The organism is Streptomyces sp. NBC_01381, assembly GCF_026340305.1.
Lineage (GTDB): Bacteria > Actinomycetota > Actinomycetes > Streptomycetales > Streptomycetaceae > Streptomyces.
This window is the reverse complement of record NZ_JAPEPI010000001.1, coordinates 4536485-4558797: the sequence shown is the minus strand read 5'-3', so window position 1 is coordinate 4558797 and position 22313 is coordinate 4536485. Positions and strand designations below refer to the sequence as shown.

21 protein-coding genes and 1 pseudogene are annotated in these 22313 nt (G+C 71.5%); 12 read left to right on the top strand and 10 right to left on the bottom strand.

What is annotated here, in order from left to right; all coding sequences use genetic code 11:
- Positions 1-13: 13 nt before the first annotated feature.
- The gene (locus OG453_RS21260) at positions 14-1594 is read right to left on the bottom strand and encodes a phosphodiester glycosidase family protein (RefSeq protein ID WP_266869569.1); all 1581 of its coding nucleotides are present in this window, start codon (positions 1592-1594) and stop codon (positions 14-16) included.
- Positions 1595-1790: 196 nt separating this feature from the next.
- Complete coding sequence (locus tag OG453_RS21255; protein ID WP_266869568.1) at positions 1791-2204, bottom strand: arsenate reductase ArsC; 414 nt, start codon at positions 2202-2204, stop codon at positions 1791-1793.
- A gap of 61 nt (positions 2205-2265) precedes the next feature.
- Between OG453_RS21255 and OG453_RS21250 the strand changes: the two genes are divergently transcribed.
- Together OG453_RS21250 and arsB are read left to right on the top strand one after the other, a co-directional pair.
- Positions 2266-2577, top strand: coding sequence for a helix-turn-helix transcriptional regulator (locus OG453_RS21250; RefSeq protein ID WP_266869567.1), 312 nt, complete (start codon positions 2266-2268; stop codon positions 2575-2577).
- On the top strand, positions 2577-3680 hold the full coding sequence (arsB, locus tag OG453_RS21245) for an ACR3 family arsenite efflux transporter (protein ID WP_266869565.1): 1104 nt from the start codon (positions 2577-2579) through the stop codon (positions 3678-3680). The genes OG453_RS21250 and arsB overlap by 1 nt, the downstream gene beginning before the upstream one ends.
- A gap of 23 nt (positions 3681-3703) precedes the next feature.
- On the opposite strand, the gene pstS is transcribed toward arsB, so the two are convergent.
- Positions 3704-4846: a phosphate ABC transporter substrate-binding protein PstS gene (pstS, locus tag OG453_RS21240; RefSeq protein WP_266869564.1), complete on the bottom strand. Its 1143-nt coding sequence runs from the start codon at positions 4844-4846 to the stop codon at positions 3704-3706.
- A gap of 225 nt (positions 4847-5071) precedes the next feature.
- On the opposite strand from pstS, the gene OG453_RS21235 reads away from it, so the two are divergent.
- Positions 5072-5578 carry a hypothetical protein gene (locus tag OG453_RS21235; protein WP_266869563.1) on the top strand — a complete coding sequence of 169 codons (507 nt, stop codon included), beginning with the start codon at positions 5072-5074 and terminating at the stop codon, positions 5576-5578.
- Between the two features lie 111 nt (positions 5579-5689).
- Here OG453_RS21235 and OG453_RS21230 read toward each other — a convergent pair whose 3' ends face one another.
- Complete coding sequence (locus OG453_RS21230) at positions 5690-5878, bottom strand: antitoxin (RefSeq protein ID WP_266869562.1); 189 nt, start codon at positions 5876-5878, stop codon at positions 5690-5692.
- A gap of 96 nt (positions 5879-5974) precedes the next feature.
- Positions 5975-6542: pseudogene (locus OG453_RS21225) on the bottom strand (alcohol dehydrogenase catalytic domain-containing protein).
- A gap of 465 nt (positions 6543-7007) precedes the next feature.
- Here OG453_RS21225 and OG453_RS21220 point away from each other — a divergent pair.
- From OG453_RS21220 to OG453_RS21210, 3 genes are all read left to right on the top strand, one after another.
- A complete protein-coding gene (locus tag OG453_RS21220) occupies positions 7008-8051 on the top strand; it encodes a helix-turn-helix domain-containing protein (RefSeq protein WP_266869561.1) in 1044 nt (347 codons plus the stop codon).
- 202 nt (positions 8052-8253) lie between these two features.
- Positions 8254-10023 carry a coagulation factor 5/8 type domain-containing protein gene (locus OG453_RS21215; RefSeq protein ID WP_266869560.1) on the top strand — a complete coding sequence of 590 codons (1770 nt, stop codon included), beginning with the start codon at positions 8254-8256 and terminating at the stop codon, positions 10021-10023.
- 109 nt (positions 10024-10132) lie between these two features.
- A complete protein-coding gene (locus OG453_RS21210) occupies positions 10133-11200 on the top strand; it encodes a LuxR C-terminal-related transcriptional regulator (protein ID WP_266869559.1) in 1068 nt (355 codons plus the stop codon).
- 10 nt (positions 11201-11210) lie between these two features.
- Here the strand turns inward: OG453_RS21210 and OG453_RS21205 are convergent, their stop codons facing one another.
- On the bottom strand, positions 11211-12848 hold the full coding sequence (locus OG453_RS21205; RefSeq protein ID WP_266869955.1) for a class I tRNA ligase family protein: 1638 nt from the start codon (positions 12846-12848) through the stop codon (positions 11211-11213).
- A 323-nt stretch (positions 12849-13171) separates the two neighbouring features.
- On the opposite strand from OG453_RS21205, the gene dhaK reads away from it, so the two are divergent.
- The 3 genes from dhaK (at position 13172) to OG453_RS21190 (ending at position 15263) form a co-directional block, all read left to right on the top strand.
- On the top strand, positions 13172-14164 hold the full coding sequence (gene dhaK, locus OG453_RS21200; protein ID WP_266869557.1) for a dihydroxyacetone kinase subunit DhaK: 993 nt from the start codon (positions 13172-13174) through the stop codon (positions 14162-14164).
- Between the two features lie 78 nt (positions 14165-14242).
- Positions 14243-14860 carry a dihydroxyacetone kinase subunit DhaL gene (dhaL, locus tag OG453_RS21195; RefSeq protein WP_266869556.1) on the top strand — a complete coding sequence of 206 codons (618 nt, stop codon included), beginning with the start codon at positions 14243-14245 and terminating at the stop codon, positions 14858-14860.
- Positions 14853-15263, top strand: a complete 411-nt coding sequence (locus OG453_RS21190) for a PTS-dependent dihydroxyacetone kinase phosphotransferase subunit DhaM (protein WP_135333713.1) — start codon at positions 14853-14855, stop codon at positions 15261-15263. Before dhaL ends, OG453_RS21190 begins: the two co-directional genes overlap by 8 nt.
- A gap of 18 nt (positions 15264-15281) precedes the next feature.
- Here OG453_RS21190 and OG453_RS21185 read toward each other — a convergent pair whose 3' ends face one another.
- Entirely contained in the window at positions 15282-16037 is a 756-nt protein-coding gene (locus OG453_RS21185; protein ID WP_266869555.1) for a glycoside hydrolase family 75 protein, read from the bottom strand.
- A gap of 171 nt (positions 16038-16208) precedes the next feature.
- Here OG453_RS21185 and OG453_RS21180 point away from each other — a divergent pair, with 171 nt between their 5' ends.
- Positions 16209-17198, top strand: a complete 990-nt coding sequence (locus tag OG453_RS21180; RefSeq protein WP_266869554.1) for a fibronectin type III domain-containing protein — start codon at positions 16209-16211, stop codon at positions 17196-17198.
- A 169-nt stretch (positions 17199-17367) separates the two neighbouring features.
- Complete coding sequence (locus tag OG453_RS21175) at positions 17368-17874, top strand: hypothetical protein (RefSeq protein WP_266869553.1); 507 nt, start codon at positions 17368-17370, stop codon at positions 17872-17874.
- Between the two features lie 70 nt (positions 17875-17944).
- On the opposite strand, the gene OG453_RS21170 is transcribed toward OG453_RS21175, so the two are convergent.
- Complete coding sequence (locus OG453_RS21170; RefSeq protein ID WP_266869552.1) at positions 17945-18490, bottom strand: PadR family transcriptional regulator; 546 nt, start codon at positions 18488-18490, stop codon at positions 17945-17947.
- Positions 18491-18532: 42 nt separating this feature from the next.
- Positions 18533-20554: an NADPH-dependent 2,4-dienoyl-CoA reductase gene (locus OG453_RS21165; RefSeq protein WP_266869551.1), complete on the bottom strand. Its 2022-nt coding sequence runs from the start codon at positions 20552-20554 to the stop codon at positions 18533-18535.
- Positions 20555-20721: 167 nt separating this feature from the next.
- On the opposite strand from OG453_RS21165, the gene OG453_RS21160 reads away from it, so the two are divergent.
- Positions 20722-21252 carry a methylated-DNA--[protein]-cysteine S-methyltransferase gene (locus OG453_RS21160; protein ID WP_266869550.1) on the top strand — a complete coding sequence of 177 codons (531 nt, stop codon included), beginning with the start codon at positions 20722-20724 and terminating at the stop codon, positions 21250-21252.
- A 137-nt stretch (positions 21253-21389) separates the two neighbouring features.
- Here the strand turns inward: OG453_RS21160 and OG453_RS21155 are convergent, their stop codons facing one another.
- Complete coding sequence (locus OG453_RS21155; RefSeq protein WP_266869549.1) at positions 21390-22160, bottom strand: IclR family transcriptional regulator; 771 nt, start codon at positions 22158-22160, stop codon at positions 21390-21392.
- Positions 22161-22313: the final 153 nt, after the last annotated feature.

Genomic DNA, 22313 nt, shown 5'->3' with positions numbered 1-22313 from the left:
CGCGTCAGATCGGTCAGCGCGAGAGCAGCAGCGCGTCGCCCACCGCGCGCTCGGTGCCGTCCGACGGCGAGTTGATCACCTTGCCGTTCACCGTCATGGCGACAGAGCCGCCGCCGTCCAGCGCCATGGCACGCACCGCGCCGAGCGACTTCATCAGCTCCGCGCCTTCGTTGAGCCCGAACCCGTCGCTGCTGCCGGGCTGCCGGCCGTCCACGGCGACGACGATCATGCGGCCCTGCCGGTCGACGCCCAGGAGCGCGCGCGGATTGCGCTTGAGGCCCCAGGCGTACGCGAACGAACGGTCGCCGACCCGCTCGATGCCGTCGGCGCCGTAGTTCACGGCCACCTTGCCGTCGCGCACCAGCTCGGGGCCGCCGTTGACGATGTCGTCGTGCGGGCCCAGCTCGACCGCGCGGCCGCGCTCGTCCCTGATCTGCCGCTGCACGGTCAGGACGCCGCCCGGCTTCGCGTGCGTACGCAGCCAGGAGGCACCGTCGCCGATGCCCGCGAGTACGCTGCCGCCCTCCGGTACGTCCCCGCCGCGCGGGCGCAGTTCCCGCACCCGGCCTTTCGCGTCGATGACCGCCTCCAGGCCTGCACCTGCCGGGGTCGCGGTGCCGAGCTCGTCGGTGAACTCGACGATCTCGTCGGGGTCGGTGCAGGTCACGTCGTGCTGCGGCCGCTGGGTCGGCGCGTCCCCGCCCACGCCACCGCAGTTGCGCACCAGGCCGGGCACGCGGTTGACCCCGTCCACGACCGCGGACGCCTTGCCCGACCGGACCCGGAGCACGGTGCTGAGCTTCTTGAATTCCGGGCGCAGGCCGTCGCCGCGCAGCACGGCGGCGACCCGGCCGCCGGTGGCCGCGCTCTGCAACTCACCGTCGTACGCGGCGATCCCGGCCGACGCTCCCGGCACGCCGTCCTTGCCCTCCATGACGAAGAAGCCCGCGTTGATGCCGAGCAGGGCGTCCTCGCCCGCCGCCATGTCGGACACCTTCTCCCGGCCTGCGACCGCCGTGCCGTAGGTCGCCTTCAGTGCGCCGCCGTACCGCTTCGGGTCGACGAGTGCCACCTTGACCCGGGCGGTTCCCGTGCCGGGGGTGCCGTCGGCGCCGGTCCACTCGCTGACCGCGTCGAAGCCCGCGGCGGCGAGCGCCTGCCGCTGGGCGTCGGCATCGGCGCGGGCCGCGAACTCGCCCACCCGGATCCGCACGCCGATCAGCCCGCTGCGATCAGCCCCCGCGGGCCAGTCGACCCGCTCGGTGCGCGCGCCGAAGCCGACCCCTCGCAGCCGCTCCGCCAGCGCCTGAGCGTCCTGCTCGGCGCCGAGTTGGGCGCCGTTCGCGCGCACCGTGACCGTCCAGTGGTCGGCGCCCGGACGGCCGGCGATAGTCCCCTGGTAGAGGTCGACCCCGGAGGCGAGCCGGTCGTGCTGCCAGCCCGCGAGGGGCGGCGGCACCGCGGCAGGGGATACGGCGGCCGCGGTGTCCGTGAACGGGGCGGCGACGACACCGGGGGCGATGAACCCCGCGGCGGCGAGGGCGATCACCGACGCCTTGACGGTGGTTCCGAGCGGACGGCGTGCTGGGGCCACGAGAACTCCTCGGTCGAGTACGCGATGTCCTGCGCAGCGAACGCGAGTTCGCGGGCGGCAGTTGATCCCAGGCGTGAATACCAGAAGTCCGCACGGAAAACACGCCGAAGAACACCAACTGCCCCATTACTCATACGGAACAGCCGGCTCACGGCGGCTACTGCTCAAGGCGTCTGCTGCTCAAGGCGTCTGTTGCTCAAGGCGTCCGCTTCGGAGCGATCTCCGCGATCAGCCCTTCCACCAGGTCCTTGATCTCGTCACGGATCGGGCGTACGGCCTCGACGCCCTGGCCCGCCGGATCCTCGAGCGTCCAGTCGAGGTAGCGCTTGCCGGGGAAGACCGGGCAGGTGTCGCCGCAGCCCATGGTGATGCAGACGTCCGACTCCTTGACCGCGTCCACGGTGAGGATCTTCGGGGTCTCCGCGGAGATGTCGATGCCGACCTCGCGCATGGCCTCGACCGCGGCGGGGTTCACCTCCTTGCCCGGGGCGGAGCCCGCGGACCGGACCTCGACACGGTCCCCGGCGAGGTGGGTCAGCCACGCGGCCGCCATCTGCGAGCGGCCCGCGTTGTGGACGCACACGAACAGGACGGAGGGCTTCTCGGGCATCAGGGGCTCTCTCTCACGACGGGGATGGCATCACCGGCCACTGATGTGAAAGTATCAGCCCATGATGACGTCAGTCGACACTGACCTGATCCGGGTGCTCGCCGACCCGCTCAGGCTCCAGATCGTGACCCTGCTCGCCCACGAGACGCTCTGCACGACGCACCTGGTCGAGGAGACCGGCGCCAAGCAGACCAACCTCTCCAATCACCTGAAGGTGCTGCGCGAGGCCGGGGTCGTGGAGACCGAGCCCTGCGGGCGCTTCACGTACTACAAGGTGAAGCCCGAGGTCATCGAAGCGCTCGCCGGTTCGTTCAGCGAGCTCGCGGCCACCGCCCGTACGACGGTCGAGTCCAACCGAAAGCGCGCCTGCTGATGACCGCGACCGACCCCGTCACCAGCACGCCGCCCCGCGGTGACGACGACACCTCGATCGTCGCCAAGCTCTCCACGCTCGACCGCTACCTCGCGGTGTGGATCCTGCTCGCCATGGCCGTGGGAATCGGCCTCGGCCGCCTGATCCCGGGCCTGAACGACACCCTCGCCGAGGTCGAGATCGGCGGCATCTCGCTGCCCATCGCGATCGGCTTGCTGATCATGATGTATCCGGTCCTGGCAAAGGTCCGCTACGACAAGCTCGACGCCGTGACCGGCGACCGCAGGCTCATGGCGTCCTCGCTGGTCGTCAACTGGATCGTCGGCCCAGCCGTCATGTTCGCCCTCGCGTGGATCTTCCTGCCGGACCTGCCCGAGTACCGCACCGGCCTGATCATCGTCGGGCTCGCCCGCTGCATCGCGATGGTCATCATCTGGAACGACCTGGCCTGCGGCGACCGCGAGGCCGCCGCCGTACTCGTGGCCCTCAACTCCGTGTTCCAGGTCATCGCGTTCGGCCTGCTCGGCTGGTTCTACCTCGATCTGCTGCCGGGTTGGCTCGGCCTCGGCGACGGCGAGCAGCTCGACATCTCGATGGGGAAGATCGCGCTGAACGTCGTCATCTTCCTGGGCGTGCCTCTGCTCGCAGGCTTCCTGACCCGGCGTATCGGAGAGAAGAAGCTGGGACGCGAACGCTACGAGTCCAACTTCCTTCCCCGGATCGGCCCTTGGGCGCTCTACGGGCTGCTCTTCACCATCGTCATCCTCTTCGCCCTGCAGGGAAAGACGATCACTTCACAGCCGGTGGACGTCATCCGCATCGCGCTGCCGCTGCTTGTCTACTTCGCCGTGATGTTCTTCGGAACGTTCCTGCTGGGCAAGGGACTCGGCCTCGCCTACGACCGCACGGCCACGCTCGCCTTCACGGCCGCCGGCAACAACTTCGAGCTGGCCATCGCGGTCGCCATCGCCACCTTCGGCGTCACATCCGGCCAGGCCCTGTCGGGCGTCGTAGGCCCGCTCATCGAAGTGCCGGTCCTGATCGGCCTCGTGTACGTGTCGCTGGCCTGGCGCAAGAAGTTCGCCCCTGCCGCGCGTCCCTGACCCGGCAGGCGCCGGTCCGGCCGTCAGGACAGTTCCCGGACCACCTGCCGCACCTGCACCGCGACCGACTTCGGCAGCGGCGCATAGTGGATCTCGGAAAGCAGCCGCTGCCCTTCGTCGCCCGCCGTGTAGGTCAGAAAGGACTTCAGGGCGGGCAGCGTCGCGGGCTGATTTCCCTTGTCGCAGACGAGCTCGTACGTGACGAGAGAGATCGGGTAGGCGCCGTCGGCCGACAGGTCATGGCGGAACTTCAGCGTCAAGTCCTTGCCCTTGCCGATGACTTGGGCCGCGGCGATACCGGCGGAAGCCGTCTCCGGGGTCGGGGCGACGGGCTCCGCGGCCCCCGTGTCGATGCGGACCGTCCTGATGTCCTTGCTCTCCGCGAAGGACAGCTCGACGTAACCGATCGTGCCGAAGGCGGAGTTCACCTCGGAGGCGACCCCGCTGGTGCCGCTCGCCGAACCGCCGCCCCTGCCCTGCCAGGACTTCTCCGCCTCGTACGGCCAGACCTCGGGCGCGGCACCGGCGAGATACGCCTGAAGGTTCTGGGTGGTGCCCGAGTCGTCCGACCGGTGCAGCGGCCGGACCGGAATCGACGGCAGCTCGGTGCCGGGGTTCAGCTCCTGGATCTCGGGGTCGTCCCAACTGCTGATGCGCGAGTCGAAGATCTTGGCGAGGGTCGGCGCGTCGAGCACCAGGTCGTCCACGCCCGGCAGGTTGTAGCCGATCGCGATGGGGCCGCCCACCATCGGCAGATTGATCACCCTGCCGCCCGGGCAGACACCCGGCGCCTTGTGAGCCTCCGACGGCTTCAGCGCACTGTCGGAGCCGCCGAACGCGGTCGCGCCCCGCAGGAACTGCGCGGCGCCCGCTCCCGAGCCCAGCGGGTTGTAGGCGAGCTGAACACCGGGGCACGCCTGCTGGTACTGCTTCATCCAGTACTTCATCACGTTCTGCTGGGCGCTCGATCCCGACCCCGCGACCTGCGCCTTCTTGGCACAGTCGATGTGGGGCAGCGCGGAGGGGCGTGCGGACGCGCTCGCCTTGTCGTCGCCCTCGCCGAGACCGATGACCCCGCATCCCGCCAGTGACACCACCACCGCCATGGAGGCCGAAGCGACCGCGACGATCGATGAGTTGGTACGTGTCGGGCGTGGGCGCTGCACCGTTGTCCCCCTGGAGCTACTGCACATGGAACCCAGATGCTCACTGATCATGGATGCGGGCCGGTGAAGCAGAGGCGAACATCAGGCGACACTCAGTCGTCCGGCAATCGAGCGGGCGGGACTCTCCGGCTGCGACTTCCTCCGGGACCGAGCGCAAGAGCACCTATCCGGCCACACTCGCCCCCGTACGCCCGGTGCGGCGGCCACGCGTGCTTCCCTGACCCCATGGATGTCGTAGCCACCAGTGTCGTCGCCGTACTCGGTACCCTCCTGGGCGCCGGGCTGACTCATCTCCTCCAGCACCGAACGGCGCTGCGGGCCGAGCAGTTCACGCGCGAAGAGCGCCTGCGGCAGGAACGCATCGACGCCTACTGCTCCTTCGGCGGCACGCTGGCCAACTACCGCCGGGGACAGATGGACTACTGGTTCGCCCGGCACGACGACGGCCGGATCAGGGAAGAGGTCGAGCTCCACGAACTGCGCCGCGAGGCACAGCGGTTGAGGGCGGTGGCGATGGAGGCCATGTTCCGTGCCGAACTGCTCACCGACGCGCCGGACCTTGCCGCGCTGGGCCGGGACGCGCTCAAGGCCGTGGAGGCGATACCGGGCGCGGAGACCCGCGACGAACTCCACGGCGTACGGAACACCTCACGTACGTTGATCTACGACTACATCGCGGCGTCGCGCCCCCTGATCCCGGGCCTCGCGGAGGAGGGGCAGCTCACCCGGTAGCTCCGCCGCCGGGCTTGTCGGCCGGACGGCGACGGCGCCGGGTTCGTCACCGGCGCCGTTCTGGCCGTCGACGGAGGATCCCCCGTGTTCCGGGTGTGACCCTTCGCGCCCCTATGCCTGCGGAGGTTGGTCCTGGTCCCTGCCGAGCTGGTCCTTCATCTTGTCCTGGGCGGTGTCGACCTGGCTGCTGTACTTGCCCTGGGTCTTCTCGTCGACGAAGTCGCCCGCCTTGTCGATGCCCTGCCCGGCCTTGTCCTCGTGGCCCTTGAGCATGCTCTTGAGCTTGTCCATGACTGACATGGGGAACCTTCCTGTGTGCGTCGCCCCCACATCCAGGTTCCCGGCATCCGGCGCACTTCGCATCCGGTGGCCTGCACGCCCCGTGGCGCCGGGCGGTCAGCCGGTGGGGAGGATCACCGCGCGGCCGTTGATCCGGCCCTCGTGCAGGTGCTCGTACGCCTTGGGGGCGTCGTCGATGGCGTACCGCTCCACGTGGACGTCGATCGCCCCGGAACGGGCCAGGTCGAGTACCTCGATCAGCTCGGACCTGCTGCCCCAGTAGGGGGCGCGGACCACGGTGTCGTACGGGACCGTGCCGAAGCCCACGGACGCCGCTCCGCCGCACCGGGGTCAGCGCACGCAGCAGCTTCGGCAGCGAGGTCTTGATGGCGTGGTACGGGGTCAGGCCCGCGTCGGTGAGCGGCACGGCGGTCACCGGGTCGCCGAGCTCGAACCCGGTGACGCCTTCGCCGAGCGCGGCGGCCGTCCCCGCGCCCTCGTGACCGAGAGTGAGGGGCAGCGGGAAGTTCAGCGCCTCGGCCGGCCAGCTCATCACCGCGATGTCGGAGTGGCAGACACCGGCGGCGGTGACCTTCAGGAGCACCTGCCCCGGGCCGGGCTCGGGGCGCGGCACGGTGACGACCTCGGGGTCGGCGCCGACGCTGCGGCACTGGACCGCCTTCATCTCGGCGGGCATGTCGGAGAGCTCTCGCGCTGACATCAGGGATGCGTCGTTTCTTGCTGCGTGCTGCTTGGCGCGTACTGCTGGGCGCGGTACGCGGACACTGCTCGGCAGGTGCAGTCCCGACGCCGGCACGCAGGAGCGGCCGGTGGCCGGGTCCACCCTGATGAGCTCGCCGCTGCGGAAGCCGCTCGGGCTTCGGCTGGGCGCGGTGGGGTCGAAGCGCACGACGCCCCCGCACACGGCGCCGGGGCCTTCCGCGCCGCCTCCGAGGCCTGTACGCCGCCCACCAATAGCGCCGACAGCAGGCCAGCGGCCGTCACGGTGCGTGCGGCACGACTTGGTCGAGTGCTCGGCGCGGGGTGGTCGGCCCCAGCGCGACCCAACAGGCCACTGGTGCCCCCGAGTTCACCGCTACTCTAGAAAATCTAAGTAGCCGCTATCAATTGAGAAAGGCAGCTCTCTCGTATGACACGCAGCTATGACCAGGACTGTCCCGCGGCACGGGCCCTGGATGTCGTCGGCGGCCGCTGGTCACTGCTGATCGTGCGCGAGCTGCTGCTCGGCCCCCGGCGCTACACCGACCTCGTCGCGGGACTGCCCGGCATCGGCCCCAACGTCCTGGCGGAGCGGCTGCGCGCGCTGCGCGACGCGGGCATTCTCAGCCAGACCAAACTGCCCGCCCCGGCGGCTTCCACGGTCTACGAGCTGACCGAACTCGGCGCCACCATGCGCCCGTTGATCGACGAGCTGACCCGCTGGGGCATGCGCCTTCCGGTCAGCCCCCGCCCCGGCGACGCCTTCCGGCTCAGCTGGGTGCTCGGGTGCCTGCGCGCGAGCTTCCGGCCGGATGAGGCGCGGGGCATACGGGAGACGTACCAGTTCTCGGTGAACGAGGACGTGTTCCATCTCCGTGTCGACGACGGCGTACTCGACATCCGGCACGGCGCGGCGCCGGACGCCGTCTGCGCGATCACCACCGACCTCGGGACGTTCCTCGCCATCGGCGCCCGGCTCATGGACATCGAGGAAGCGACAGCACGCGGGCTCGCCCGGCTCGACGGCGAACTCCCGGCCGCCGCACGGGTGATCGCGATCCTCGGCGCGCATCCCGAGGCCACCGGCGGCCGTCACGGCATGGTGGGCGCGGTCGGGGCGACCTTCCGCCCCGAGCACGCGCGTGGGGTGCGCGAGGCCTATGAGTTCGTGATCGACGGGCTCGTCTTCCACGCCCGCGTCGACGACGGCACCGTCGAGACGGCCGTCGGCCCCGCCGCGGACGCGGCCGCGACCCTGGTCACCGACCTGGGAACGCTGCTGCAGATGGGCATGGGCGCCTTGCCGCTTGAGGACGCGGTGAGCGCCGAGCTCATCTCCGTCGACGGCGACCTGGAGGCGGCGCTGCGGATGGCGGACGCGTTCGGCGTGGTCCGCGCGGACCGGCCGGCTCCGACTCCGACTAATCCGGCTCCGGCTCCGGCTCCGGCTTCGGCTTCGGCTTCGGCTTCCTGAGGGACCGGTCTTCCCAACTCGCCTACACCATCACTTAGTTGACTTCCTGCACTGAAGTCGGCACGACATCACGCGCACCCCCTTGACGCGCCCTGACTCAGACACAACTATCCAACGCGAGAGAGCGCTCTCAGACTTCTCTCCGTTCACGTTCCGAACGCAGAACGGCACAGCATTCCCCCACCAGTGAAGCGAGTTGCCCATGTCAGCGCACCTTCCTCTCTCCCGCCGCGGCGCCCTGGCCGCCGCCTTGGCCGTTCCGGCCACCGGATTGCTCGGCTCGCGCGTGGCCACCGCCGGTGAGACGCCCGCGACGCCTGCCGCGTCCGCCGCCGATCCGGACTTCGGGCCGAACGTCATCGTCTTCGACCCGTCCACCGCCGGCATCCAGGCGAAACTCGACGAGGTGTTCAAGCGGCAGGAGTCGGCACAGTTCGGCACCAACCGCTACGCGCTCCTTTTCAAGCCCGGCACCTACAGCGGGCTCAACGCCCAGATCGGCTTCTACACCTCGATCATGGGCCTTGGCCTCTCCCCCGACGACACCCACATCAACGGCGACGTCACCGTCGACGCGGGCTGGTTCAACGGCAACGCCACGCAGAACTTCTGGCGTTCGGCGGAGAACCTCTCCCTCTCCCCGGTCAGCGGCGCCAACCGCTGGGCGGTCTCCCAGGCCGCCCCGTTCCGCCGGATGCATGTGCGCGGCGACCTGAACCTGGCGCCCAACGGGTACGGCTGGGCCAGCGGCGGCTACATCGCCGACAGCCGCATCGACGGCACCGTCCAGCCCTACTCCCAGCAGCAGTGGTACACCCGCGACAGCTCGGTCGGCGGCTGGCTCAACGGCGTCTGGAACATGGTCTTCTCCGGCGTCGAGGGCGCGCCCGCCAACGCCTTCCCCAACCCGCCGTACACCACCCTCGGCACCACCCCGTACTCCCGGGAGAAGCCCTTCCTCCACCTCGCCGGCGGGGAGTACAAGGTCTTCCTGCCCGCCCCGCGCACCAACGCCCGGGGCACCAGCTGGGGCAACGGCACCCCGCACGGCGAATCCCTCTCGCTCTCCGCCTTCTACGTCGCCAAGGAAGGCGACACCGCGGCCACCCTCAACGCCGCGCTCGACCAGGGACTGCACCTGCTGCTCACCCCCGGCATCTACCACCTCGACCGGCCGATCGAGGTCAAGCGGGCCAACACCGTGGTCCTCGGCATCGGTTACGCCACGCTCGTCCCCGACGGCGGGGTGACCGCCGTGAAGACCGCCGACGTGGACGGGGTGCGGCTCGCGGGCTTCCTCGTCGACGCCGGAACGGCCAACTCCGAGACGCTGGTGGAGATAGGGCCGCAGGGCGCGAGCGCCGCCCACGCCGGCAACCCGACCACCGTCCAGGACGTGTTCATCCGCATCGGCGGTGCGGGCGCGGGCAAGGCCACCACCAGCATGGTGATCAACAGCCGGCACACCGTCGTCGACCACACCTGGGTCTGGCGCGCCGACCACGGCGAGGGCGTCGGCTGGGAGACCAACCGGGCCGACTACGGCATCGTCGTCAACGGCGACGACGTCCTGGCCACCGGCCTGTTCGTGGAGCACTTCAACAAGTACGACGTGCAGTGGAAGGGCGAACGCGGCCGCACGATCTTCTACCAGAACGAGAAGGCGTACGACGCCCCGAACCAGGCCGCCATCCAGAACGGCGACCTCCGCGGCTTCGCCGCCTACAAGGTCGCCGACTCCGTCACCACCCACGAGGGCTGGGGCCTCGGCAGTTACTGCTACTACAACGTCGACCCGACCATCGTCCAGGAGCACGGCTTCGCCGCCCCGAACACGCCGGGCGTGAAGTTCCACCACCTCCTGGTCGTCTCGCTCGGCGGCAAGGGCCAGTACGCCCACGTCATCAACGCCACCGGCGCGCCCACTTCGGGCAGCGACACCGTGCCGTCCACAGTGGTCTCGTTCCCCTGACCTCCGATTGACCGCCGTTTGACCGCCGTTCGGTCTCCCGGAGCCCGTGATCTTGATTCACGTAGGATCGCGCGCAGGGAAGGGGAACCGACAGCGAGGGGGCGGTGCGGTGACAGTCGTCAGGGCCGTGGAGAGAACCGGGGCGCGCGCCGAGGATCTGGCGCTCGCCCTCTACGCGGAGTTGCGCAGGCGCGGCGCCTCCGACTTCGAGGAGGCCGTCGCCGAACTCGGGCTCGGCCCGGAGGAACGGGAGCGGTGCCGCCGCGAACTGCTCGACCTGGGCCTCGTCGTGCCGACCGGCGCCCAGCACGACAACCGGCTCGCCCTCGCCGCGGGCGAACCGTCCGAGAGCGAGACGGACTCGGTCGCCGTGGTCAGCCCCGAGATGGCCCTGATCAAGCTCCTGGAGGGCGAACGGGGGCGGCTGCGCGAGGACCTGCGCCGCGCCGAGCAGGTCAACGGCCGCCTGGAGTCCCTTGCCACCCGCTTTCTGCGCTCCGAGGTCCTCGCACCGTCCGCCGAGGTCGAGGTCGAGGTGATCACCGACTACCGGCGCATCCAGCAGGCCCTCGAGGACATCACCGAGACGGTCGAGCACGAACTCTCCGCGCTGCAGCCGCTGATCGACCAGGGCCGGGAGATCCCGGAGCGCGCCCTGTCGCGTGACCGCCGGCAGATCGCCAAGGGCGTGCGGGTGCGCTATGTCTTCAGCGCATCGGGGGCCAACACCCCGCAGGGCATGGAGCATCTCGCACGCAAGGCCGCGGTCGGCGCCGAGCTGCGGATCTCCGCGGACATCCCGATGAACATGATCATCGCGGACCGGCGGTTCGCGCTGCTTCCGGTGGACCCGGAGCGGCACGCGGCCGGGGCGATTCTGGCCCGTGGCCCCGCGCTGGTGCGCTCGTACAGCGCGCTGTACGAACACCTCTGGCGCACCGCGACGCCGTACGGCGAGCAGGGCGAGTGCGCCCGGGACAGCTCCGGGCTCACCGAGCAGCAGCGCGCCGCCCTGCGCATGCTGGCCACCGGCATGAAGGACGAGAAGATCGCCCGTGGCCTCGGCGTCTCGCTGCGCACCGTGAGCCGTATCCTCTCCGAACTCATGCAGGAGCTGGGGGCGTCCAGCCGCTTCGAGGCGGGCGTGCAGGCGATGCGCCTCGGCTGGCTGGACTGACTCCGGCCGTTCAGAACCCGAAGACCGGGGCCGACGCTGGACCGACCTGCGTCCCGGGCCGCAGCACGGCGAGCGCGTCGAGGGTGACGGGTCCGCCCGCCGGGACCCCGAGGGCGGCCGCGAGCCGCCGGGCGCCTTCCGGCATGACCGGGTGGGCCCATGCCGTGAGCGCCGCCGCGACGCTCAACTGGCCTGTCAGCTGCGGGAGTTCCGCCCTGGGCAGCGCCTGCGTCATGCGGACCGTCGCGTCGAGCAGCCGTACGGCGCGGCGCGGGTCGAAGGTGTCCGCGCCCCCGTCTCCGTACGCCGCACGCAACAGCCGTACCGTGTGCGCCAGTCGGCGGCGGTGCTCGGGCCAGCCGGGGCCGCCCGGCGGTTCCAGCGGCACCCGTCCCCCACTCAACTGCCGTACGGACGCGAAGAGTTCGTCGAGCCAGCGGTTCCACGTCCCGTGGAGCACCGCGAGCGCCTGTGCGGGGCCTTCGCCGTGCACGGCATGGCGGCGTACGGCGTCCGAGCCGAACTCGTTCAGGACGTCGAGCGCCCAGGTGCGGTCCGCGCCGGGTCCGTTGGCCGCGCTCAGGCGGAAGCGCGGCCGGGGGTGGACCTCCGGCGGGACTCGGCAGGCGAGCAGGAGTGCGGGCAGCACGACCGTGTGGTCGACGGCGTCGCGCAGGCCGCCGAAGTGCAGCGTCTCGCCCGGAGCCGGGCGGCCGCTGTCCGGGCCCCTGCCGTACAGCTCAAGCGCGGCCGCCTCGAAGCGGCCGTCGACGCGCTGATCCTCGTGACCGGCCACCGGCAAGGGCACCCCCCACTCCCCCGGCTGCCCCACCGGCAGCTCGGGCAGCCGGTCCGCCAGGAGCGCCGCGAAGAGACCGGCGAGCCGCTCCGGCGCGTCGAGCGCCGCCCAGTACGCGGCGAGCGGATCCCGGAAGCCCTCCAGGGGAAGAAGCAGCCGACGGCACGGGCGCGGTGCGGCGGGCGTGGAGCACAACGCGCAGACGGGGCGGGCCAGTTCGGCAGCGTCGTACGGCCGGGCACAGGCGTGGCAGCCCGTGCCGTCCGCGGCCGCGCCGCAGTGCGGGCAGCCACCGGTCACATGCGCGCCGTGCAGCCATCGCGCGCACGGGGCGCAGTACGGCAAGGGGCCCTCCCGCGGGGTGAGCATGCCATCGGAGTGCAGCCGTGCCACGAGGGTGCCGAGCCAGCGGCCGTATCCCCGGTCGCGGCGGGCCCGCACGACCCGGTCGAAGGTGATGCCCGCCCGCTGCCAGTCCGCGTCGACGGCGGCCCGGAACCCGGCGGCCACCTCGGCGGCGCTCCGGCCGCGGCGCAGCGCCCGTGCCTCCACGGCGGTGGCGTGGTCAGCGGTGGCGCCGGTGAACAGGACGTGCCGCCCGTCGGCGCGCAGGAACCGGGCCAGCACATCGGCGGCCACGTACGGCCCTGACAACTGCCCGACCCGCAGCTCACCGGCGGGCTCCAGCGGGGCCGTGGTGATCCGGAACAGCGCGGGGCCGACGGACGCGCCGCCGTCCCCGCGGGCATTCGGTGCTCGCTGCGGGCGCGGCCGCGGGGTCGTGCGGCGGGCGGGCTCGCGGCGGACGGGTGTCCTGGTGATCCGGTCCACGGGTCTGCTCGGCGACATGCTCACGGAGGTGTCTCCTTCAGGGGATACACGCGTTCAGGGAATTCACGCACCGCCCACGGCGGCGCCACCTCAGGGTGGCCCGGCGGCCGTGCCCCGATCCACGGACGGAGCCTGCGCGTTCACGCCGTGACGTGCATGCGCCATGGCACGGGCACGCCATGACGCGAACGCGCCAGCGGCCGCGCGCGGCCGGGGCCCGCGTCTCAAGTGCGGGGCGGGACCGAGCGGCGCGCGGCGGTGGGTAATGCCGCAATGGGTGCCCGACTCAACCTGTGCGTCGATACTGGCGTTGGATCGCCAACCGCACCCCGGAGGTACCAGTGAAGATGCTGATCAACGTTGCGGAGACAGTCGTCGCGGACGCGTTGCGGGGGATGGCCGCCGCACATCCGGAGCTGACCGTCGACGTGGAGAACCGCGTCGTCGTGCGCAGGGACGCTCCCGTCGCCGGGAAGGTCGCCCTCGTCTCCGGCGGGGGATCCGGGCACGAGCCGCTGCACGGTGGGTTCGTGGGTCCTGGCATGCTGTCGGCCGCGTGTCCCGGTGAGGTGTTCACCTCGCCCGTGCCGGACCAGATGGTGCGCGCGGCGGCCGCCGTGGACAGCGGGGCGGGTGTGCTGTTCATCGTGAAGAACTACACGGGGGACGTCCTCAACTTCGACATGGCGGCCGAGCTCGCCGAGGACGAGGGCATCCAGGTCGCCAAGGTGCTCGTCAATGACGACGTGGCCGTCACCGACAGCCTGTACACGGCGGGGCGGCGCGGTACCGGCGCGACGCTGTATGTGGAGAAGATCGCCGGCGCCGCGGCCGACGAGGGCATGCCCCTGGAGCGCGTCGAGGCGATCGCCCGTCAGGTGAATGAGAACTCCCGGAGCTTCGGGGTCGCCCTGAGCGCTTGTTCCACGCCTGCCAAGGGGAGTCCCACCTTTGATCTGCCGACCGGCGAGCTGGAGTTGGGGGTCGGGATCCATGGTGAGCCGGGGCGTGAGCGGCGGCCGATGATGACGTCGCGCGAGATCGCGGATTTCTCCGTGGACGCCGTGCTGGAGGATCTCCGTCCGCGCAATCCCGTGCTGGTGCTCGTGAACGGGATGGGTGCCACACCCCTCCTTGAGTTGTACGGGTTCAACGCCGAGGTGCAGCGGGTCCTTGCCGAGCGGGATGTCGTCGTGGCGCACACCCTGGTCGGCAACTACGTGACCTCGCTGGACATGGCCGGGGCGTCCGTGACCCTGTGTCAGGTCGACGAGGAGCTGCTGCGGCTGTGGAACGCGCCGGTGCGCACCGCCGGGCTGCGCTGGGGTGTCTGACCCCGGTGATCGGCTCGTACGCCTCGCAAGTCACTCGTACGTCTTGTAGTCAATCGCCCTACCGTGCAAGGAGATTCCGTGCTCGACGCCGCATTCTTCCGCCGCTGGCTGATCTCGGCCGCCGCTCTCGTCGACCGGGAGGCGGAGCGGCTCACCGAACTTGACTCGCCGATCGGTGACGCCGACCACGGCAGCAACATGCAGCGGGGTTTCGCCTCCGTGGTGACCGCCCTGGAGAAGGAGGAGCCCGCCACGCCGGGGGCCGTCCTGATGCTGGCCGGGCGGACGCTGATCTCGACCGTGGGCGGCGCGTCGGGGCCGCTGTACGGCACGCTGCTCCGGCGTACCGGCAAGGCGCTCGGCGACGCCGCCGAGGTCAGCGAGCAGCAGTTCGCCGACGCGTTCCGTACGGGTGTCGACGCCGTCGGCGCGCTCGGCGGCGCGGCGCCCGGCGACAAGACGATGCTGGACGCCCTGGTCCCGGCGGTCGACGCGCTCGGGGAGTCCTTCTCGGCGGCGCGGGCCGCCGCGAACGAGGGCGCGCTCGCCACCACGCCGCTGCAGGCGCGCAAGGGCCGGGCGAGCTATCTGGGCGAGCGCAGCATAGGGCATCAGGATCCCGGCGCGACATCGTCGGCGCTGCTCTTCGACGCGCTCGCCGAGGCCGCGGGCGGCGAGGGGGCCGGCGATGAGTGACGACAAGCTGGTCGGCATCGTCCTCGTCTCGCACAGCGGGCCCGTCGCCGACGCGGTCGCCGAGCTGGCCGCCGGGCTCGCGGGCGGCGGGACGACCGCCCCCGTGGCGGGTGCGGGCGGCACCGAGGACGGCGGCCTCGGCACCAGCGCCGAGCTGATCTCCGCGGCCGCCGCGCGGGTCGACCGCGGCGCGGGCGTCGCGATCCTCACCGACCTGGGCAGTGCGGTCCTCACCGTGAAGGCGCTGCTCGCGGAGGGCGATGAGCTCCCGGACGGCGCCCGCCTGGTGGACGCCCCGTTCGTGGAGGGCGCGGTCGCGGCCGTGGTGACCGCGTCGGCGGGCGCCGACCTCGCCGCCGTGGAGGCGGCGGCAGCGGAGGCGTACGCGTATCGGAAGGTGTGAGCCTCTGCTCTCGCCGCCTCAGTTCTGGCGGAGGAACTGCCGGGCCAGCGCGTCGCCACGGGCGACCGCGGCCCGGTGGCTCTCGATCGGGGACGCGCCGCGCCCCTTGAAGACGATGTAGGTGACGTCGCCGCTCGCGCCGCCGGACTTGGGGTCGGCGCGGATGCCGAGCGCCCTGGCCGCCGCGTAGGACGCCTCGCCGATCAGGTCGGTGGGACCGGTGTCGCCGACCACCGCGTACAGAACCTTGCCCCGGTGGATCACGGCGGCGACGGAACCGCCGTCGACGCCGTGCGCCGCGTGGTTCCAGCGGCGGCTCGCGCCCGGCACGACGACGTACGGCAGGCGCTCGGCGTCCAGCTGGCGGCCGTCGGACTGCTGGAAGGCGGTGGCGTGGAAGAAGAGGGGGTCGCTGCGGCGGTTGCACGCCTTGCCGGGCCGTCCGTCGCAGTCGACGTCCATGTCGGCCTTCCAGAACACGGCGCCGCGTTTGCCGCAGACGGGGATGTTCGCCGGGGCGCCGTCGTCGCTGCGGTACTTGCCGCGGGAGACCTGCCGGCACGATCCGGCCCTGGCGAGCAGGGCGGCGGCGCTCGCGGAGCCTTCGCGCGCCAAGGTCTGGCGTGGCGCGTCCCCTCCCGGTGAACTCTCCCTGACATTCGCCGACTTGGGGTTCGGCTCGCCCTGCTCCTGCGCCGTCGCGGGCAGTGAAGCGGGGGTGGCCAGCAGAGCGGCTCCGGCGGCGACGGCGAGCGCCGCCGTTCTGGTACGCACGAGAAAAGACCTTCCCTGAGTGGACGCGGAAGTCCCAATCTGTCCCGACTCGTACGTCCCGGCCACCGCTCGGGGTCCGGACGGAGCACGCGGGCCTCTTGATGTACCCCCGCCAACTGTGTCCAATAGGTCCGGACCAATGCCGTCCCAGTCTCAGTGGAAGGCACACCCATGCGACGGACCCCCCACCTGACCGCGCTCCTCGCCGTCACCGCCGTCTGCGCCCTCAGCTCCTGCGCCTGGCAGGACGACCCGAGCGACTCGAAGGACGTGGCGCCCCCTGCCGCCCCGCGCGGCGTCACCGTCCAGGCGGGCAGCGCCACCACCGCCCACGTCATGTGGAACCGGGCCACGGACGACACCGGGGTCACCGGCTACGACGTGTACCGCGGCGCCACCCGGGTCGAGCGCGTGCCGGGCGGCAAGCACATGGTGGATGTCACGGGCCTGCAGCCGTCCACGACGTACGCCTTCACCGTCCGGGCGCGCGACGCCGAGGGGAACGTCGGCCCGGCGAGCAAGAAGCTGTCCGTGACCACGCCCGGCGCGGCCGCCGCGGACCACGAGCCGCCGTCCCGTCCCGGCACGCCGCGCGGCGCGGCCGAGGGCAGCAGGGCGGTGACCCTGTCGTGGGGCGCATCCTCGGACGACCAGGGTGTCGCCTCGTACGAGATCTACCAGGGCACGGCGAAGATCCACAGCGTGGAGCGCGGCGAGCGGACCACGCTGATCACCGGCTTGCGTCCGGGCACCACGTACACCTTCACCGTCAAGGCGCGCGACGCGGCGGACAACTTCTCGTCCGCGAGCCGGGCCGTGCGCCTCACCACCGCGCCCGGCCGGGACGACGGGCGGGGTACGGCACCGACCGGCTTCCGCGCGACGACGCACCGCGCGGGCGGGGCGTACTACATCGATCTGTCGTGGACGCCGCCCCGCACGGGCGGCGCCGTGTCCGAGTATCAGATCCACCTGGACGGCAAGGCCGCCACCTCGCTGGTCTTCGGCGGCACGGCTCCCCGGACCAAGGCCACGCACAGCTTCTACCTGGGAAAGGAGCCCGGCGAGCGCCATCGCGTGAAGCTCAGGGCCAGGCTTCCCGACGGGGCATGGGGCGGCTACTCCGCCGAGCGGGCGGTCACCACGGGCCGGCCGTCGTGACGTCGGGTCGGCTGTCGGCCGTACGAAGGATTCCGTCACCTGCCCGGTGGCCGTCCGCATGCGGTCCTGGCCGATGGCACGTTGGCTCATCCGCAGGTAGCACGGGCGCTTCCCTACCTCCGGCGGCGCATGGGACGTACCGCCTCCCGTGCCACCGGAGGGCAGACACATGCGTTCTACTCAGATATTGGTCCGCTCCGGACTGACCATCGCCGCCGCAGCCGCAGCTCTTCCGCTGGCACTGGCCGCTCCGGCGGCGGCGGGTCCGGGGCTCACCGTGACCGCCACCGGCACAACGGTCCGGGCCACCACGACAGAGTGCGCCAACGGCGGCATCGCCTCCCTGATGAGCCCCTCCGCGGCCAGCTTCGCCGCGGGGCGACAGACGTCGCTGATCAACGGCAGCGCTTCCTGGACGAACGTCACCACCGGCACCCATTCGGTGCTCGTGCGGTGCGACGACGGGTCGGTGGTCGGTCCCTCGACGGTCAGGGTCGGCTCCACGCCGACCATCTCGTCGACGGCGCCCGCACTCGGCGTCCGAGGCGGCATCGGCGGTGGCAGCGAGGACTACAGCACGCTGACCCTCGTCGGGGGCGGGGTCCTGGTGGCCGCGGCCGCGGTCGGCGGCGGCGCCTGGTACCTGCGCCGCCGCGGAGCACCACCCCGACCCTGAACCGGGCCGTGGAAGGAAGCGGCTGCCGCCGGACCGACTCACGTCGGGCCGGCGCCGGCCGTCTTCTGCGTCACTCGGGCAACGCCGGCGCGTCCAGCTCCTCCAGCGTCCGCTCCAGCCACTGGGTCCAGAACGTCTCCAGATCGATCCCGGCCCGGAGGACCACATGCCGCAGCCGGTCCTCCACCGCGTCCTTGCCCGGCGGGAAGTCCCGCTTCTCGATCTCCTCGTACTCGGCCAACTGCCTCTGGTGCAGGGTGAGATGGCGGCGCAGGTCGGCCTCGATGCCGTCCGTGCCGACGACCGCCGCCGCCCGCAGCCGCAGCAGGAGGGTGTCCCGCAGCGGCTTGGGGTCCTGGCTCGCCGCCGTCCAGCGGGCCAGCTCTGCGCGGCCCGCCGGCAGCACCTCGTACTCCCTCTTCTGCCCGCGCGTCGCCTGCTCCTGCGGCAGCGCGCGGATGGCGCCGTCCCGCTCCAGTTTCCCCAGCTCGCGGTAGATCTGCTGGTGCGTGGCCGACCAGAAGTAGCCGATCGACTTGTCGAACCTGCGGGTCAGCTCGAGCCCGGACGACGGCTTCTCGAGCAGGGCGGTGAGGATCGCGTGCGGGAGTGACATGGCGGCCATCCTAGGTACGGCGTTCGGAGCGGTGCGGCCGCGTCACAGAGCGGCGGCCAGCTCCGTGCCCTGCTTGATGGCGCGCTTGGCGTCCAGCTCGGCGGCCACGTCCGCGCCCCCGATGAGGTGCGCGTCGACGCCCGCGGCGACGAGCTCCTCGTACAGGTCGCGGCGCGGGTCCTGGCCGGAGCAGAGGACGACCGTGTCGACGGGGATGACCGTGGAGTGGCCGTCGACGGTGATGTGCAGGCCCGCGTCGTCGATGAGGTCGTAGGCGGCGCCCGCGACCATCGTGACGCCGCGGTGGCGCAGCTCCGTGCGGTGGATCCAGCCGGTCGTCTTGCCGAGGCCCTGGCCGACCTTGGACGTCTTGCGCTGCAGGAGGTGGACGGAGCGCGGCGGGGTGGGCCGCTCGGGCTTCGTCAGGCCCCCGCGGTCCTTGTAGTCCATGTCGACGCCCCACTGCCGGAAGTACGTCGCGGGGTCCAGGCTGGCCTTCTCGCCGCCGTCGGTGAGGAACTCGGCGACGTCGAAACCGATGCCGCCCGCGCCGATGATCGCGACCCGCTCCCCCACGTGCACGTTGTCGCGCAGCACATCGAGGTAGCCGACCACGCTGGGGTGGTCGACGCCGGGGATCTCGGGCGTGCGCGGGCTGACCCCGGTGGCGACGACCACTTCGTCGTACGCCGCGTCGGCGAGGTCCTGAGCGGTGGCGCGAGTGTTCAACTTGACGTCCACGCCGTGCAGTTCGAGCTGGGTGCGGAAGTAGCGCAGGGTCTCGTCGAACTCCTCCTTGCCGGGGACCCTGCGGGCCACGTTGAGCTGCCCGCCGATCTCGGGGGCCGCGTCGAAGAGCGTGACGTCGTGGCCGCGCTCGGCGGCCGAGACGGCGAAGGCGAGTCCGGCCGGGCCCGCGCCGACGACGGCGACGCGCTTCTTGGTGCGCGTCGGGGACAGGATCAGTTCCGTCTCGTGGCAGGCGCGCGGGTTCACCAGGCAGGAGGTGATCTGCAGATTGAAGGTGTGGTCGAGGCAGGCCTGGTTGCAGCCGATGCAGGTGTTGATGGCCTCGGCCTTCTCGGCCCGCGCCTTGGCGACGAAGTCGGGGTCGGCGAGCAGCGGGCGGGCCAGCGAGACCATGTCGGCGGCGCCGTCGGCGAGCAACTGCTCGGCGATCTCCGGGGTGTTGATGCGGTTGGTGGTGACGAGCGGCACGGAGACCTCGCCCATCACCTTCTTGGTGACGAAGGTGTACGCGCCGCGCGGCACGGACGTCGCGATGGTGGGGATGCGCGCCTCGTGCCAGCCGATGCCGGTGTTGATGATGGTGGCGCCCGCGGCCTCGATCTCCTTGGCCAGGTGGACGACCTCTTCGAGGGTCGAGCCGCCGGGGATCAGGTCCAGCATGGACAGGCGGTAGATGATGATGAAGTCCGCGCCGACGCGCTCGCGGACGCGGCGGACGATCTCGACGGGGAAGCGGATGCGGTTCTCGTAGGAGCCGCCCCAGCGGTCGGTGCGCTGATTGGTGGGGGCCGCGATGAACTCGTTGATCAAGTAGCCCTCGGAGCCCATGACTTCGACGCCGTCGTAGCCCGCCGACTTGGCCAGCTCGGCGGCGCGCACGAAGTCCTCGATGGTCTGCTCGACCTCGTCGTCCTCCAGAGCGCGCGGCACGAAGGGGCTGATCGGCGCCTTGATCGCGCTCGGCGCGACGAGGCCCTCGTGGTACGCGTACCGCCCGAAGTGCAGGATCTGCATCGCGATCTTGCCGCCCTCGGCGTGCACGGCCGCGGTGATGGCCGCGTGCTCCTCGGCCTCCGCCTCCGTGGTCAGCTTGGCACCGCCGTCCCAGGGCCTGCCGAGCTCGTTCGGGGCGATGCCGCCGGTGACGATGAGGCCGACGCCGCCGCGCGCACGGGTCGCGTAGAACTCCGCCATCCGCTCGAAACCGTTCGGGGCCTCTTCGAGGCCCACGTGCATCGAGCCCATCAGGACCCGGTTGGGCAGGGTGGTGAAGCCCAGGTCGAGCGGGTTCAGCAGGTTCGGGTAGCGGCTCATGCGGGGCCTCCGTACGCGGTGTGTCGTCAGCACAGTTCTAGAGGACGCCCGAGCGTTGTGCAACTAGTTGCATAAAGGCGTGACGGGGACCACGTCCGAATCCCGCCAGCCGCTCGCGCCCGCACCCCGCAGACTTGCCCCTGTCACCACAGAGCAGGGAGCATCCGATGACCACCGCCAAGGCCCTCTACACGACCGTCGAAAGCCCGCTGGGCGAGCTGCTGCTGGTCGGCGAGGCGTCGGCCACCGCGAAGGGCGGCACCGCACTGGCCTCGCTGTCCATGCCGGGGCAGAAGGGCGGGGCCGTCGTCCAGGACGGGTGGGTGCGCGACGACGCGGCCTTCGCCGAGATCGCCGCGCAACTGCGCTCGTACTTCGAGGGAAGCCTGACGCGCTTCGACATCGAGTACGTGAGCGGCGTCGGCACCGACTTCCAGCAGCGGGTCTGGCACGCCCTCGACACCCTTCCGTACGGCACGACCACGACGTACGGAAAGCTCGCCGAACGGATGGGCCTCTCGCGTGCCGCCGTCCGCGCGCTCGGCACGGCCATCGGGCGCAACCCGCTGCTCGTCGTCCGCCCCTGCCACCGCGTCATCGGCGCCGACGGCTCGCTCACCGGCTACGCGGGCGGTCTGGAGCGCAAGCAGCGGCTCCTGGACCTGGAGTCCGCCTGCGCTCCGCTGGAAGTGCGGTGATGGACCCGCGGGCCGGTGGGGGCTGGTCGCTCCCCCAAGTTCTCGGCTTCGCTCGAACAGGGGGGACCCCCTTCGCGGCGGAGCCGCAGATCGATACAGCCCCGCGCCCCTTACGGGGCGCCAGCCGCACCGTTACTTCACCGTCCGCCGCGATGGCCCAGGCGCACCGACAGGTCGTCCGCGCCCTTGGCGGCGAGCCCGGCGAGTTCGCGCTCGCGGTCCTCGCTCCAGCGGATCATCGGTACGGAGATGGAGAGCGCCGCGACGACCCGTCCCGCGCTGTCGCGGACCGGGGCGGCCACACAGCTCACGTCCGGGTTGGACTCGCGATGTTCGGCCGCGATGCCGCGCTCGCGGATCTCGGCGAGCGCGGCGAGCAGCGCCTGAGGCTCCGTGATGCTGTTCGGGGTCATCGCCGTCAGCTCGCGGCCCGCGACGCGCGCCTCAAGCTCGGCCGGCGGCAGCGAGGCGAGCAGCATCTTGCCGACCGACGTGCAGTGGGCGGGCAGCTTGCGGCCCGCCGCGGAGACCATCCGGACGGCGTGCGTGGAGTCCACCTTGGCGATGTAGATGACGTCGGTGTCCTCCAGGACCGCGACGTGCACCGTCTCGTCGCAGGTCTCGGCGACCTCGCGCGCCACCTGCTGGCCTTCGGCGGCCAGGTCGAGCTGCTCGGCGTACCGGCTGCCGAGCTGATAGGCGCGTACGCCGAGGCGGTAGCGGCCCGTCTGGTCCGGGATCTGGACAAGGTAGGAGCGGGCCGCAAGGGTGGTGAGCAGTTCGTGCACGGTGGTGCGGGGCAACTGGAGCCTGCGGGTCACCTCGGGGGCGGACAGGGTCCCGTCGCCCTCCAGGAACAGCTCCAGTATGTCCAGCGCCCTGGTCACCGCTGGCACCAGTCGTCCCATGGTCGGCCTCCCACCCCGTGCGTCCGAAGTCGCGTGTGACGTTGCGTCCGAAACTTCGGCCAACGATCGATATGACGAACACAGGCTAGACACAGCCACGTTCGGCGCGCAACGGCCTGGCGGTCACCAGAGGGTACGTCGGGCGGTCCAAGA